The 14,356-nt window shown below is 53.4% G+C and carries 13 protein-coding genes and 1 tRNA gene; 8 read left to right on the top strand and 6 right to left on the bottom strand.

Annotated elements, in window-relative coordinates; genetic code table 11:
- Window positions 1–70 precede the first annotated feature (70 nt).
- On the top strand, window positions 71–1,255 hold the full coding sequence (locus NITLEN_RS04745) for a PDDEXK-like family protein (RefSeq protein ID WP_121988407.1): 1,185 nt from the start codon (window positions 71–73) through the stop codon (window positions 1,253–1,255).
- A 148-nt stretch (window positions 1,256–1,403) separates the two neighbouring features.
- Here the strand turns inward: NITLEN_RS04745 and NITLEN_RS18795 are convergent, their stop codons facing one another.
- The 5 genes from NITLEN_RS18795 to NITLEN_RS04725 all read right to left on the bottom strand — a co-directional run bounded on the left by NITLEN_RS18795 (window position 1,404) and on the right by NITLEN_RS04725 (window position 6,702).
- Complete coding sequence (locus NITLEN_RS18795) at window positions 1,404–2,315, bottom strand: nucleotidyltransferase domain-containing protein (protein WP_159450764.1); 912 nt, start codon at window positions 2,313–2,315, stop codon at window positions 1,404–1,406.
- Window positions 2,316–2,367: 52 nt separating this feature from the next.
- The gene (locus NITLEN_RS17835) at window positions 2,368–4,122 is read right to left on the bottom strand and encodes a hypothetical protein (protein WP_146216099.1); all 1,755 of its coding nucleotides are present in this window, start codon (window positions 4,120–4,122) and stop codon (window positions 2,368–2,370) included.
- A gap of 149 nt (window positions 4,123–4,271) precedes the next feature.
- The gene (locus NITLEN_RS04735; RefSeq protein WP_121988405.1) at window positions 4,272–5,213 is read right to left on the bottom strand and encodes an AAA family ATPase; all 942 of its coding nucleotides are present in this window, start codon (window positions 5,211–5,213) and stop codon (window positions 4,272–4,274) included.
- Window positions 5,213–5,728, bottom strand: coding sequence for an HORMA-1 domain-containing protein (locus NITLEN_RS04730; RefSeq protein ID WP_121988404.1), 516 nt, complete (start codon window positions 5,726–5,728; stop codon window positions 5,213–5,215). The genes NITLEN_RS04735 and NITLEN_RS04730 overlap by 1 nt, the downstream gene beginning before the upstream one ends.
- 8 nt (window positions 5,729–5,736) lie before the next feature.
- Entirely contained in the window at window positions 5,737–6,702 is a 966-nt protein-coding gene (locus tag NITLEN_RS04725) for a CBASS oligonucleotide cyclase (protein ID WP_121988403.1), read from the bottom strand.
- Window positions 6,703–6,940: 238 nt separating this feature from the next.
- Between NITLEN_RS04725 and NITLEN_RS04720 the strand changes: the two genes are divergently transcribed.
- From NITLEN_RS04720 to NITLEN_RS18790, 6 genes are all read left to right on the top strand, one after another.
- The gene (locus NITLEN_RS04720) at window positions 6,941–7,381 is read left to right on the top strand and encodes a helix-turn-helix domain-containing protein (protein WP_080879214.1); all 441 of its coding nucleotides are present in this window, start codon (window positions 6,941–6,943) and stop codon (window positions 7,379–7,381) included.
- A gap of 13 nt (window positions 7,382–7,394) precedes the next feature.
- A complete protein-coding gene (locus tag NITLEN_RS04715) occupies window positions 7,395–8,402 on the top strand; it encodes a hypothetical protein (protein ID WP_121988402.1) in 1,008 nt (335 codons plus the stop codon).
- 664 nt (window positions 8,403–9,066) lie between these two features.
- Window positions 9,067–10,269: a hypothetical protein gene (locus NITLEN_RS04705; protein ID WP_121988400.1), complete on the top strand. Its 1,203-nt coding sequence runs from the start codon at window positions 9,067–9,069 to the stop codon at window positions 10,267–10,269.
- Window positions 10,270–10,342: 73 nt separating this feature from the next.
- Window positions 10,343–10,714 carry a single-stranded DNA-binding protein gene (locus tag NITLEN_RS04700; RefSeq protein ID WP_121988399.1) on the top strand — a complete coding sequence of 124 codons (372 nt, stop codon included), beginning with the start codon at window positions 10,343–10,345 and terminating at the stop codon, window positions 10,712–10,714.
- 103 nt (window positions 10,715–10,817) lie between these two features.
- On the top strand, window positions 10,818–11,279 hold the full coding sequence (locus NITLEN_RS04695; protein WP_121988398.1) for a hypothetical protein: 462 nt from the start codon (window positions 10,818–10,820) through the stop codon (window positions 11,277–11,279).
- 285 nt (window positions 11,280–11,564) lie between these two features.
- Complete coding sequence (locus tag NITLEN_RS18790) at window positions 11,565–13,277, top strand: recombinase family protein (protein WP_425464136.1); 1,713 nt, start codon at window positions 11,565–11,567, stop codon at window positions 13,275–13,277.
- On the opposite strand, the gene NITLEN_RS04680 is transcribed toward NITLEN_RS18790, so the two are convergent.
- Window positions 13,234–13,310: transfer RNA gene (locus tag NITLEN_RS04680), tRNA-Met, on the bottom strand. The two genes, NITLEN_RS18790 and NITLEN_RS04680, sit on opposite strands and share 44 nt — an antisense overlap.
- Window positions 13,311–13,396: 86 nt before the next feature.
- On the opposite strand from NITLEN_RS04680, the gene fmt reads away from it, so the two are divergent.
- Window positions 13,397–14,356, top strand: a complete 960-nt coding sequence (fmt, locus tag NITLEN_RS04675) for a methionyl-tRNA formyltransferase (RefSeq protein ID WP_121988397.1) — start codon at window positions 13,397–13,399, stop codon at window positions 14,354–14,356.

The following is a 14,356-nucleotide window of genomic DNA, read 5'->3' as shown; positions in this document are numbered from 1 at the left end:
GAAGGTGAAGAGACATGATTGGCTCAGACGGCGACCACGCTGATCTATCGGATACCGTAGGCGGAGCGCTATGAAAGCAGAAGAAGTCGCTCTGCTGGAACGGTTCGTTCTTGATAACCCAGACCTTGAGCGGCTTGAGGCAATTCTCGACGAATTTAACCCCTTCGTCGCAATGAGGTGGACCCGACAGGAAACCCGTCACTCCTGTTTTCTGCGATGGCTTTTAGATCCTTCAGAAACACATGGCCTGGGCCCCTACTTTCTACGCCAGTTCGTGAAATATATTGCCTCGATATCCAATCAGCCGGCCAGCTTGTCTGTTGTAGATTTGGACAGCTGGTCTTACATGACCACCCAGGTATTGACTGAGTGGAACAATATCGATCTCCTCATCCGTGACGATACCCACAAGCTTATAGTGCTCATTGAAAACAAAGTAGACAGCAGTGAGCACAGCGATCAGCTCAATCGATACCGAAGTCTTATAGAGAAGCAGTTTCCACAGCATCACAAATTCTTGGTGTATCTGACTGTCGATAGCGAAATAGCCTCCGATGGGGCTTTCATTGCCCTTGGATACCCAGATCTCATACGGCTAGTGAGCGATACGATCAAAAGACGACAGGATCAGATGCATCCTTCTGTAAGCGCATTCATGGAGTCGTATGTTGAGATGCTGAGGAGGCATATCGTGGAAGCTTCAGAAATTCAAACGCTGTGTGAAAAGATCTACAAGACGCACAGGCGTGCTCTCGAGATCTTGTTCGAATATCAACCGGACCGAGCGTCTGAGCTTAAGGACTATCTTATCGGCTTGATCGGAAACGTAGCGCATTTGCAGGCAGACTACAGTTCCAAATCCTATATCCGTTTCATACCCAAGTCTCTGGACTTTCTTCCCCTACACGGAGAGGGGTGGACTCTGTCCAAACGCATGATTCTTATTGAGATTGACCAGTCAGGAGGCGGGATCAAACTCAAACTATTACTCGGGCCTGGTCGACAGGAAACCCGTGAGCGCATTCATGCCTTTATTTCCAAGCAACCAACTGTATTCAATCGTGCTGGAACAAAGTATTACCCGCGCTGGTGGTCATTCCATAGTGAAAATTGGGTGACGAAGAAAGAGTACGATGAAAACGACATCGAGGATCTTAAACAGCGCATTAGCGCCAGGTTTGGAGAGTTTATCACCGGTGAATTGAGACAAATGGTGAAGGTCATTGAAGGTCTACGCGGAGAGTCCTGGGACTAAGTTGAAGTAGGGCTCGCGAGGCAGAAATGGTGACAAGTTTCTTGATTGCCAAGATGATTCACGTACCTGTTTAACCAATAGCCCTCCTTCAGTAGTTCATGTGCAGCGAGATAGATCAGGCGTGTCCTTCCTTTGTTGGGACGACTGATCAAAGAAGATGAAACGCACGCTTCCAGTGATCTACAGCATACGAGTTGTTTCTAGCCCGTAGGCTCGCTAGTGCTTTGTCTCGTGAGCTGATCGCTCGTTGTACAAACTTTTGACGACACTCCGAATCAAGGCCTCCAGCAACATCACCTCCCGTTTCCGCTACATCAGGCACAGATGTTGACCACCCAGATAGGCCGATTCCTACCGACTCCCACTGGAGTACCGTATCCTCGCCTGCGGCATAGGCCATATGGTCCCAAAACCTCACAAGGCCCTCTTCAAGCGACGGAATCCCATACCGCCTAAAAATACGAAGGGCCATAGTTTCCAATAGAAACGACTTTACCTGCGCCGTCGACGGCAATTGACGATTCCAAAGCTTAAGCAGTTTGACTAAAGGTTTTAGCTGTCCATCTCGAGATCGATTTACTTGTGTCGCTTGTCGCGCATGTTCTTTGGGATTGCTTAAAATCCATGTCCTTGCTTGACGGTCCGGGACATAGATCGCTGATGAGTGTTCGTTTGCACTCAACGCAGGAACCACATCTATGTCAAGATCTGAAAGACGAAGGTTTACAGACCGCCGCTGCCCATACACTGACGACAGTGTATACCGATGACGAATGGCCCTCGCAAAGCTGTCGAGTACTTCATATGGTTCAGGACGCCACAATGACGGCCACTGACTCCAGTGAGAGGGCTCTACGATAAACACAATATCAACATCGTCGATAGGGCGCAGTGCGGTGTCTCGGGAATATGATCCAGAGAGATACGAATCCAGTACGGGGAGTCTCGACTCGTGGAGGAGTTCTCGAAGGTGACGCTGGCTAGCAGCCACCTCTTGCTTTTGCAACTCTGTAGGCTCCCACTTTCTGGCAAGATTCGACAAGAATTCTTCTGCTGCCATGTACTAACCTCAGTTGAAATAATTTCCTAAGCTCGCGGAGGATCCGATGTTTCTACCGCGTTTTCAGAACCCAGGGGGCAAAGTCCTGACCATGCTGGCCCACAACATAATCCATAGTGGACGCAAGAGTTTCACGAGCAAAACTACGAACGGATTCGATGATGACTCCAGGGTCGACGTAGGCATTGGGCGGAAAACGGAAGAGCCTTTTCCCTAACACGACATAGAGTTCAGTTGTGGGAAGCGGTCGGCTGACAATTTTTTCTGAACGAACATCAACCGGACCAACGAGGGGAGCAAGTTCCACAATCAAACGTTCAGTGAGCATGCGCTGAACCTCTTCGCCAGTTCCAAGTCGCGTTCGTGCACGTGCTAGCTGAAGGTGCCATATCAAGTACCGGCGAAGACGTCGTTCTGCCAGCCGATCAATACGATCTCCATGCTCGAATCGATCGAACGCCTCGATGCCACTCAGCACCCCCTCCACATTTGTAGAAAGGCAGCGACTGGCTGCATCACGATCGTCGGGTTGGCTAAGGCGAATGTCTCGCCTGGTCATGGCGCAAACCGCGACGGCGTCAGCCCAAAAATCGAGTTCTTCCAACACGACACCGGCCCGCCCAATATTGAGATAGTTGGTTGACTGCAGGTTTTGATCAAAATGATAGACTTCATGGAGGAAGAACAGCGCAGCAATACGACGGACACTTTCCAGACTGCAGTCTCGAAGGGCTTCGAGAAGACCATGCCCCAGAATCATTCGTCCCTGAAGCATGTGGAGCTCAAAGGACTCACCCTCTGGACAACTCGGCAAGGCAACTCTCTGTAGATTATTCAGGAACTGGGACTTGCCTTCGCTCCCCATGAACTCAGGAAGATCTTCTGCTTGGACCGTCACACGGATATCCTCAATTCCCTTCTTCATTTCTTCCAGGACACTCGTTCGCACAAGTTTATCGCTCTGTTCCATACTGATCGGTCGAACACGTCTCCCTGGCCGTGGCCGTCGCAGAACAATCTCATAGCGAGGCGCCTCATAATAAGCGAATAAGATCTCGGCAAATTGATTGGGGTTTATTGCTCGTCCGACGATATGAGCGAGCGGAGCAGGACCAGCAATAAACACAGCGACTCCTGCAGCATGCGGGTAGGCTCCTGCGATTTGTGACAGGAACATCGTCAGTTGCTCTGAGGCATTCGCAGAATTTGTACTATCAAGATATCGGAGGCTACTGGTTCTTATCTCGACCACCCCAGCGAGACCCTTTCCGTCCTCACGTAACGCAGTTCTGATTGCGTCCTGTGGTGCTGGCTGACCGATCGTCGAGACAAACAATGCGACGTGTCCAGTTCCTACTGCAGGCCCACCTGTCGAAAGACCTTCCATGACATCAAAAACCTGGCCGCTCTTTCCTACTTCCGACCCAACGAGCGGCAACACATCCCACTGCTCCGCTTTTCGACGATTGAGGAGCACCAGGGGGGCTGCCCATGCAGACAACTCACACCCGAGATGTGCGAAAAGAGGAAGGGGTGCTAGCCCGGTAGCATAGAATTCGGCAGGTCGCCCGAGTTCGCGATTCTTGTCTCGCGCAACCGAAATCATTCGCTCGATGGCATCGGCATGACCATCCCAATCTACCGGCAATCGTTTTCCACCTTCACGCAGGACAGCTACGGCGCCAAAGTCGCTGAGACGAAAGGGAAGAAGCTCGTATCGATTGGGAGTGAGGAGTGGGAGTACCTCCGATTCGGAAACATCTCCATCAACGTTTAGAATGAATAAGATTTGGGTAGGGTGCTCCATAAGGCTCATTTTCCTAAAAACGAATCTGCAGTTGATCAGGCATGTTTGAAACTCGATGGCAAATATCAGCGCTATACAGTCCGGACATTGAGATGCTCACTCGATACCGTCTCATTGCCATCAGCGGCATGAGCGGTGAAATGGCCACGTCATTCTATGACCTTTTCTTGGAATGGAGGTGTTGGCATTATCGATTCTGCAATTGCTAGCGCGCGCTGAGGGACGACAGCTTGATCAGGGTATGCATCCAATACAATGGCAGGGAGAAGGCGCTGAGTCAGATCTGAAAAGGTGAAGCCGTGAGCACGCCCCTTAACAACACCCGTGGCAGTCACGATTGCGGTTATGCTCGTTTGTGAAAAGCCAAGCTGCTTGAGTGGCCGGTCCAGGACTGCATGACGTTGCAACTCATTGGGGCGGTCAAAGGCGAGAATGTCTGCCGCTCGCCGTTTCACGGCAGGGTCGAGCGCTCCGAGTCTGTTAGTACACATGATGACGGCGGCGGGAAGGCGACCGTTGCCGATACGGTCGATGCCGCGAATGAATGCATTCACGCCAGCGCGGTCTTCGTGATGCATCTGGGCGGCTTCTCTTGATTGCGCGATGGCGTCTGCCTCATCGACGAGAAGTAGAATAGCGCCTCGCGATCGGTTAGAGGTACCTTTCAGTTTGGTGGCTTCTTCGACTGTGTAATCGAACGCGGCTGATAAGAGCTGTGTCATTTCCCCGACCCGTCCTTGTCCGCGGGTAGAGAGGCTAAGCGGGAAAAGAGTAATCTCGATTTTTTCCTGTCGTGCCACAGCATCGCCGATGGTTTCGGCCAGTTCTGATTTTCCGGATCCTACATCACCTGCAAGAACAACGAGGGGCGGCCGTCGTAAAACTGTATTCAGGAGGTCCGTTGCTCCGTGGTGGTGCTTCTTGGCCCATGTTTCCAGTCCGTGGGGATTGACGAGAAGGCCGAGAATTTTCGTGAGACGGGATTTGTGGTCGTCAAGGCCGACAAGGCGGGCAAGACGATCCATCGCGTCAACATCGGGGTATGTGAGGCGCCGTTCAAAGAGTTCATCGAGCGGAGGACGTGTGGTCATCAGAAGCTCCTGACGCTGGCGCGATCAAGTGCCCGGCCACCCGAGGAATATGTTCGATCGCTGTTCAGATACCCGGTGACTCCTGGTTCGGCTGCACCTCCCCTCTTGAAAGGAAGGTGGTTTTCGAAGACCTCTCTTTCGGCCTGCGACAGGTTATTCCAGGCGTTACTATAAGTAAGGTAGCTGTAAAAGGTCGCGTTGGAGATATCCTTGCCTGGTCGAATACGCCCCGGATCGTCGTCATTTGCGAAGACTCCTGAGAGATCGCGGGCAGTGTATTGAAGAGTCGGTTCGATCCAGTTTCCGTTGCGCTTAAAACCGTACGTGACCTTTCCCAGGTATCCCCCCTTGAGAAGTTCGATGACTTCTTTTTCGAACTGATCAATAAGGAGATCAGGCGGATCGCCATAGAACCCTTGCAACCGCTTGAGGTCAGTTGCGACTTTGGCTGCCATATGTTTGGCATGTGCGACTGTGAAGCTGGTCGTCTCGGAAAGGGTAAAGCTGGTACTCATAGTTCTCCTTATATCTGAAATGTTGCGCCAAAGACTTTCTGCCAGTAGTAGACGGTTTCTTGTTTGGTGGGGGCCCTCAGAGCTGCCTCAACAGCATCGCCCGCATCCAGGGCCGCATCTACGATTGCAGTGACCTGTGTAGTGGTGTAGAGCCGGCTGACATTGTTCTTGGCATTGACCGGATCGATTATCTGTACAGGCTCCTTGAATGAACCCACCTGCGAGGATTTGTAGTAGTCCTCAAACACGATGCGCTCATGGAGATTGGTCTTCGCGACATAAGTGAAGAAGTGTTGCAGCGCTTCCGGGTAATCGGAAAACTTGAGACCTTTGTCGGAAAGATGGGCCAGAATCATTTCGATCATAAAGGACTTAAGCCTGAAGTCTTGGTTCTCACGTTTCATCTTCTGTGCCCAAAATTTAATCAGCCGCACAGTCTGTGCAAAGTGAGTTTCCTGTGCGTCTTTGCGCTTGCGGGTGAAATCAAGGTGGAGCGGGATGCTGGTCTCAAGGAAAGAGCCATCATCCTGGCTGACAAGATTGCCACGCCATTGGGGGTCTCCAGTATAGAGAATCGGCACGACATCAACGTCTAGCCCTGTTCCCCGAAAGGATACCGTGACACTGTATGTTTGGGCTTTCACTTGGTCCGGAGAAAAATTCGGATACGCCTTACGTAGACGTTCGGCGAGATACTGAAGCAAGGCTGCGACATCGTTAGGCGCATCTGCGCCGCTGATGTAGCAGGCAACATCGATGTCGTTTAGGGAACGCAACGCCGTGCCCTTGGCAAGGCTTCCGGACAGCATCATCTTTTTGAGTGTGAAGTCGGGATGCTCGTTCAGGTAGTTTTCGAGCTTGTCTCGTAAGCCGCGTGCCTGAGTGCGATATGCATCGGCCCTGTCTTTGGGAAGATTTACCTTCTCCTGTGCGAATCGTACGAGATCGCTATGATTAACGTGCTCTCTTGCCATGGCATGGAACCTTCCTTCCCTCACGGTCATTCAGCCGAGACCGCTTGACTCTTTTGTCTGACAGGGTTAAAAAGTGAAGAGCTACCGTCATGTAAAAGTTAACTCGATCAGTATATAATATGAATTAGTGAACATTCAAGTACCCATATATTATTTTGTTTATCTATTATTTCAATTACTTAGATCATACTAGCAGTTCTTGGATGAAATTCTCCTGAAAGGAGGCGTAGCTGTGAGTATGACAACCACATATCACGAAGGTGCGGCGATGGGGACAATCGGTTCGAGAATTAAGTATCTCCGGGAGAAGCGGGATTGGACGCAAGATCGCTTGGCTCAGGAAGCAGGTGTCAGCAAGAGTTTCATTAGCGAGGTGGAGAACGATCGACGTAACCCGAGTTCAGAAAAGCTGCTTGAGATTGCCGATGTCCTCGGAGCTTCTCTTGATTTCATCATGAAGGGCGAGGGACAGAATTCTGACGGCCCTCCGACACCCGTCACGATTCCCAGAGAACTGGCCGAGGCAGCTGAAGAAATGCATTGGCCCTATCGCAACGTAGTGGCTGTTCTCGATGCATGGAACTCGCTCATAGCCAGACGAAATCCAGAGGGGAAGCCGCAGATGACACGAAAGAGCTGGATCGATTTCTATAACAAGGTACGAGCACATCTCGACTAATGGAACACATGCTATGGGACGGCTCAGAGAAGCCCCAGATGTTATCAAGCTAGCCAAGGATCTTGGACTTACGAGTGAGGATCCAGCAGAAGCGATTCTAGCGCACTGTCGCGAACGGGTAGCGTCGTGGGTCGAAAGTTTCAAGGGAAAACTAGATCTACCGCGGTTGCATCAATTGATTGACAATAAATTGGATGTCCAACACATCGTTGTCCAAAACGACGCAGAACTCGATAATCTCATAGCTGAACAAACCGGACACGGCGAAACAATTTTCGCGACCCTAAAGGAGGAATTCGCAAGAGGGACCGAAGCGATCACCATAAAGCTGAAACATGCCGGTGTAGGCATGAAACGACACCTTGCGGTGATCGACGGTCGCGGTAGCCGGGCAACACGTATCTACTTCGGCAAGCGTCACGAAGGCTCCCATCTACTTTGTCTCTCTCCCAGGCAGCTGAGCTTCGTATTCAGACGTACCCATGCATCAAAGAATGTGGCGGAAGAACAACTGATTGATCGAATCAGTGGTGAATTGGCATTCTACTCGCCGATCTTCAGCCCGTGGCTCGTACGGCTCCAATGCAGGTATGGTCGACCATGCTTTCACCTGATCGATGATCTTCGGATGCACGTATGCACAGAGGCAAGCTGGACAGCAACCGCGATCGCAATGGTGGAGCAGAACGAATCTCCAGCCATATATCTCACCGCACGATATGCCTCAAAAGCCGGCCAGGTTTCAGGTCCAGGATCCACCAGCTGGGCATTGCGAGCCAATCCTAGATGGAATCGGGCCGCAAAAAACGCTGGACTTTTTATTCCATGGAATTATCGTATCCCCTCGTCGTCGGTTATCCATCACACCTTTCACTCAGTACTGGGAAGCATGGATCAAAATGCTGATGAGCGACTGGGGATATGGACGGCTTCAAATGGCTCAAGTCTTTCAGACTTGCCTGTTCGCATCGAAGCACGGAAACTTAGTGATCAGGTGAGTGCGATCATCACCCTCCGTTAACCGCCCCCAAATCATTACCTGGCTTATTTTGATTGCCTGAACTTTGAGTTAGAGCCAGGCAAGGCAAATGCGACTTCTCTAGTATAGGAATTACTGCAACAATACATGACTTTCTTTCCCAGTCGATGGCTCCTTCGCATTCTAATATCGATAAAGCTATGCAGTTCTTACCTGAGTAGGACTGTTATAGGGTGGAGCCAACTCATGGTCTCCGCCTTCTTCTGGGTTCTGCCGCCGACATGGCGGTCAGTTTTTCCCTAAAATGTCACATTCCGCGGATGTCCCTTCGCTAGTTCATAAACATATATAACCTTGTGATCTTGGTTCACGCCTCCTGATCACCACTGTCGTTCTCTCAAACCCGTCTCCTCACGAAGTGATAGGTCACCCGAGGAGCCTCCGTGCCATCTCTTGCCTCGAGCCAGCAGCAATGGATTCTGTGGGAGGGGCAGTGACGACCCTCCTAGCGGTGCTGCTTCTCGCCTACTCCTGATTCGGATACCGGGTCGAGCCCAGAGAACGGCCTCACCGACCATCCCGACAGCATGTCGATAGCTGCACTCCAAACACCGCGAGCCATCGCGGCCAACAGTGAAGGTTGATCCAACCGCATCTCTGCAATGGATTCCGATAATCCGATCATTCTCACAGGGAGAAACCTCTCATGCATCACACGCGCGCTCCGTACTATCTCTTCCTGATCTGGCTCCTCTTTAATCAGACATCCTGCCTCACGGTCACCGATCGGGTGATCCCTGGTCCGACCCTCAGGCAGGAATCCGCCGTCACGTCACAGGGGGTGCCTGGTGGTCACCTCGTGATTCATCCGGACCATCAGGGATGGACCGTCAGTCTGACTGAGCCCTTGCTCCGTCATGTCGAGATCGTGCGAACCGAACGGAAAGAGGAGCATTCGTACTACCTGAATCCTTTCGCAATTCCAGCGGGGATGTTCGCCTGCCCATCTTCCGTGTGGGGCTGGTTCTGGAGCGCAGTTGCCAGCATTCCAGATCCTACGCGCCAATTTGAACAACGGAAGGCGTTGGTGGACTTCACCTTCACGAGTTGCCTGATGGCGTTGTCGATCGTCCGCACTGATCAAAAAGTAAAGGATGTCGAAACGGTCGTCGAGCACAAGCTGGAATCGGATTCGCGTCCTTTCACAGAAGGGCGCGTCACCCTCTCCTGGCAGGGGACACGTGAGGTCAGCGTGCCATATCCCGTCACGGCAGACGGACGAGCCATCGTTCGGGTGAGTCATCTGGCCACGGCATTACAGCAGCACGAGGTCTCGTTCACGACGGTGCCGCGTGGCCGGATTGAACTGGTCGCGTGGCATCGCGATCAGGTGCTACGTCGATGGCCTGTTGAGGTCACCGCCGAGCAGCTTGAGGCGGCGGTACAGATGGGGACGCCCGTCATGGCACCTCGCAGCCGGTGGCCCCGCTCACTGGTGTTCAAGATCGGGACCGAATCTCTGCCTGCGGCGCGGCCCGATCCCGTCAGCACCATACAAGATTTGCTCGTGCAGCAGGGTTTGACCGTCGTGGCCTCGGAGGCCCAACAACCCCTCGTCCTGCGAGAACTTGAACAGAACCTCACTGGCCTCGTCGAAGACGACCTGGCCATCGGACCGGGCCATTGGCGCGCGGCCACGGTACTGGTCCTCATCACTACTGGCTCCTCCGACGCGAACCAATCCGGCGTGAGCGTGTCCTGCGTCAACGTGCAGACGCGCGAACTGCTCGCGCGCCTTGATGTGACCGCCGGACCGGAGGGATTCTCCGGCGCCTTGGATGTCCTCGCCATACGTTTCCAGAATTTGCTTCGACACCTACCGAATCACGCAATTCCCTCAGAACGATAACCCGCTCCTCACCCCAACGCGGGCCAGCTCTGGTTCGCTGGTCATCATTAACCCTTTCCCATAGGAGGTCCTTATGGATACACAGCTGAGCTCTGACCCCACCAATACCTGGCCCCTCACCGATCTCAATGCGCTCTCAGTGACCGGTACGCTTGTCCAGGAGCCTGACTTACTGGTGGGAGCCACGGGCGAATTAGTAGCCGTGGTGGTGCTCGCGATTGAAGGCAAACTGCAAGCGAGCGCTTCCGGCACGATGATCCGGCACACCTACTTCGTCCACGCGTTTGCCATGAGCCCTGTCGCAGACTGGCTGGCCACGATGCGGGCCGGCACCCGCCTGCGGATCCTCGGGTCTCTGGACTATTTATACCGCGCCGACGCCCCGACGGTTACCGAACGGGTGGTCCTCTCGATTCGCATCGAGGAACTCGCGCTGCATGCCTGACCTCGACAGTCCGTTCCGTTTCATCCGTGCCCTTACGGCTCGGGCCAAGGAAGGCCCGGGCCACTACTGAAGACTTCTTGAACCCTATATCTGGAGGTGTTCGATGACAACCTATCCCCCGTTCGACGCGCTTCGTGCCTGTATTCGTGAGGTTCGTGCCCAAGGCCACGTGGTGACGGCGTCGGCCCTCGCGAAACCGCGCTTTCGTGCAGTGGCCGAGACGGTGCTCGGGCCGATGATCCGCCATGCGGCCAATGTTCTCTTGTTGGAAGGTGTGTCAGCCTCGCCAATTATTGAGTTGGATGTGGATCTTCCACATGTCGCAATCAGCCTGGATGACTACGCGATGGGAATCTACTTCTGGCCATCATCCGATCCTGATTCTATTCAGTGGGCGGTTCAGAGTGCTGGAGAATATGGCCAGATCCACACCGTGGCGTACCACGCCCTGCCTCCCTCCCGACTGGCATCACTCGTTGAGCGAACCATCGAAGAGCTCTTTCTTCGCTCCGTGAAAAGACAAGAGTTGCCTACGGGGGAACGGGAGCGCATGCGGGCCATCTGAGCCAGCACCTGCACATTCATGAGATGGAAGTGGGCTAGATCGCCGCAGTCATAGGAAAGAAATGAGAAAAGGTCGAGCAGTACAGAAAGTCCACACCCACATGACAACGCCCCATTCAATGGGATCTGCCCGAATAACTGCTGTTCCGAGGGGGATTCCGGCTCTGATACAATGTCTCCGCTTATACGTCGCTGCTCATCCAGAGAAGTTTCAGCGGCAGACTCGACAAGTGGGCCAGCGACGCGTGTGCACCGTGACGATAATTGGTGATGGAAAGGGGCAATCATGAGAATTGCATTTTACGGTCGGTATAGTTCCGACAACCAGCGAGAGGCATCGATCGACGATCAGCATCGTGTTGTTCAACGCTGGGCGGAACGGTATGGACATGCAATTATCGGGGAATTTTCTGACGCCGCTGTCTCCGGTGCGAGTGCAAAAACGCGAGAAGGTTTGCAAGCCGCACTGGACGCTGCGCACTCAATCCCCCCGGCCTTTGAGGCGCTCGTGGTTGATCAGCTTTCCCGGCTGTCGCGGGATGTGGGCGACACCGACACCATTATCAAGCGGCTGAAATTTGCCGGTGTCCGAGTCATTGCGGTTTCAGACGGGATCGATACCGGTGAGGAGACGACAAAGATCAGCGTGACCGTGAAAAGCTTGGTCAATGAGCTGTACTTGGACGATTTACGCAAGACGACCAAGCGCGGACTTGATGGGCAGTTCTTGAAAGGTCTTTCCACAGGTGGGCGGACGTATGGGTATCGCTCTGAACCCGTGTTTGACGAATCAGGGAAAACGGATCCGCGTGGACAGCCAATTCCTGTCGGATATCGCCTGGCCATTGAGCCGAATGAAGCAACAACAGTCCGAGACATCTTTTCACGCTTTCGAGATGGAGAAGGTGAAAAAGCTATCGCGAAGAAGTTAAATGCTCGAACAACAGGCAAAGTGTGGCGGCCGAATACCATCTATTTGATGTTACAGAACTGCAAGTATCAAGGTCTGTTCTATTTCAACCGACGGGAATGGCGTAAGCACCCAGAAACCGGCCGTCGTGTTTGTCGTCTACGCCCTCGCGAGCAATGGGAGCAGCGAGAGATTGAAGAGCTTCGAATTATCGACCAAGAACTCTGGGATGCCGTGCAGATGCGATTGGCGTCACGGGAGAAGCTGTTCACACATGCTCGGCAGCGGACGACCCACTTGCTCTCAGGCTTGCTTGTTTGTGATCAGTGTAGTGGCCGACTCGGCATCGCCGCAAAGGACTACTATGCCTGTCGCAACCATGTGGTGCTAGGCACCTGTGAGAATGATCTCAGGATTCATCGAGAGACGATCGAAGAGATCATTGTCCGTGAATTTGCAGCACATTTACCACAGTACATCGAATTGCTTCGGGATGCCGCAAGTCAAATCATGTCCAATCAGTCTGAGGATGATCGAGATACCCGTGCTCAAATGGATGCCTTGCGAAAGGAAGCAGAGACCATCATGGGGGCCATTGGACAAGGCCGCCTCCAGGGCAGAGCACTTGACGAAGCGTTGGCCACGTACCAGCGTCTCTGGAGCCGTGCAGACACGTTGGAAAGTGAGCAGGGGCGGAAGAAGAAACAAGAACAAATCGAAGTGACGAAGTATGATCCCGAAGCGATTAAGGCCTTTGTAAACGATCTTCCCGCGGCGCTACGGACGGACGTGAGAATAGGGCGTGAATTTCTGAACGAGACCCTCAAGAGCGTTCGGGTTGCCAAGATCGGAAACGGGCGGCCTAATTGCCCTGTCTGCAACAAGTCCTTTCCGAAACTGACCGTTCAGCATCTCCGCAAACATCGGCTCACTTTCCAGGAGGCCTACCGTCGCTACCCTGAGGTTGGTTTTACAAAGCGGGCTCGGTTAAGCATTCAACCGAATCCAGAAGGAATTGCGAAGACTGGGAAGGAGTACGGTTTCGTGGTTGCGGGGAGAGGATTTGAACCTCTGACCTTTGGGTTATGAGCCCAACGAGCTACCAGGCTGCTCCACCCCGCAGACGGAGACTAACAAAGCGTTGAACGGCAAGTCAAGCTGAGTTGCGCCCCGTTGCATTCAGTGCAGGGCGATGTTAAAGCCATAGCATGCGTATTGTGTTCATGGGCACGCCGGAATTTGCCGTCCCCTCACTGGAGGCGCTGCTGAAATCTGACGACCACGTTGTGGGCATCGTCACTCAACCGGATCGGCCTAAAGGTCGCGGCAACGTTTTGACGCCACCTCCGATCAAGCTTGTGGCCCAGCGGGAGGGCATCCCCTTCCTCCAGCCCACCAAAATCAGAGTGCCTGAGTTTCTCGCGGCCCTCGCAGCGTGGAAGCCAGATTTGATCGCGGTAACGGCCTATGGACGAATCCTCCATAGCCCGATTCTCACGCTTCCACCGATGGGCTGCGTGAATGTGCATGGTTCGCTGCTGCCGAAGTATCGTGGAGCGGCACCAGTCCAATGGGCAGTGATCAACGGAGAGGCTGAGACTGGCATCACGACCATGATGATGGATGAGGGGATGGATACGGGCGCCATGCTCCTGCAGGAATCGCTGACGATCTTTCCTCAAGACACCGCCGGATCGCTGGCGCCACGTCTGGCCGCACTTGGAGGAAGGTTGTTGGTCGAGACCATCGCGCGACTCAAGGCGGGAACGATCACCCCACATGTTCAGAATCATGCGTTAGCCACTCTGGCCCCGCCCTTGAAGAAAGAAGATGGAGTGATTGACTGGACAGCGAGTGCGAGTAGCATTGCCAATCGCGTCCGTGGTCTTTCTCCCTGGCCCGGTGCCTATAGCTATCTCGGCCGTGAGCGATGGATGGTGTGGAGCGCAACTCAGAGCCCGGGCAAGCCGGATGTCGTGCCTGGCACCATCATCGAGGTGACGAAGCAGTCTATCCTGGTTGCGACGGGAGACGGGGTGTTGGCGCTGGAAGAGATTCAACCGTCCAATAGTAAGCGGCTTACTGTGGCGCAGTATCTGGCGGGGCACCGCGTGAGTGTAGGTCAGCATTTCGATGCAGAGCCGCCGTTGTCAGAATTGCCGGCGTGA

The organism is Nitrospira lenta (assembly GCF_900403705.1).
Lineage (GTDB): Bacteria > Nitrospirota > Nitrospiria > Nitrospirales > Nitrospiraceae > Nitrospira_D > Nitrospira_D lenta.
This window is presented reverse-complemented; position numbering and strand designations above follow the sequence as displayed.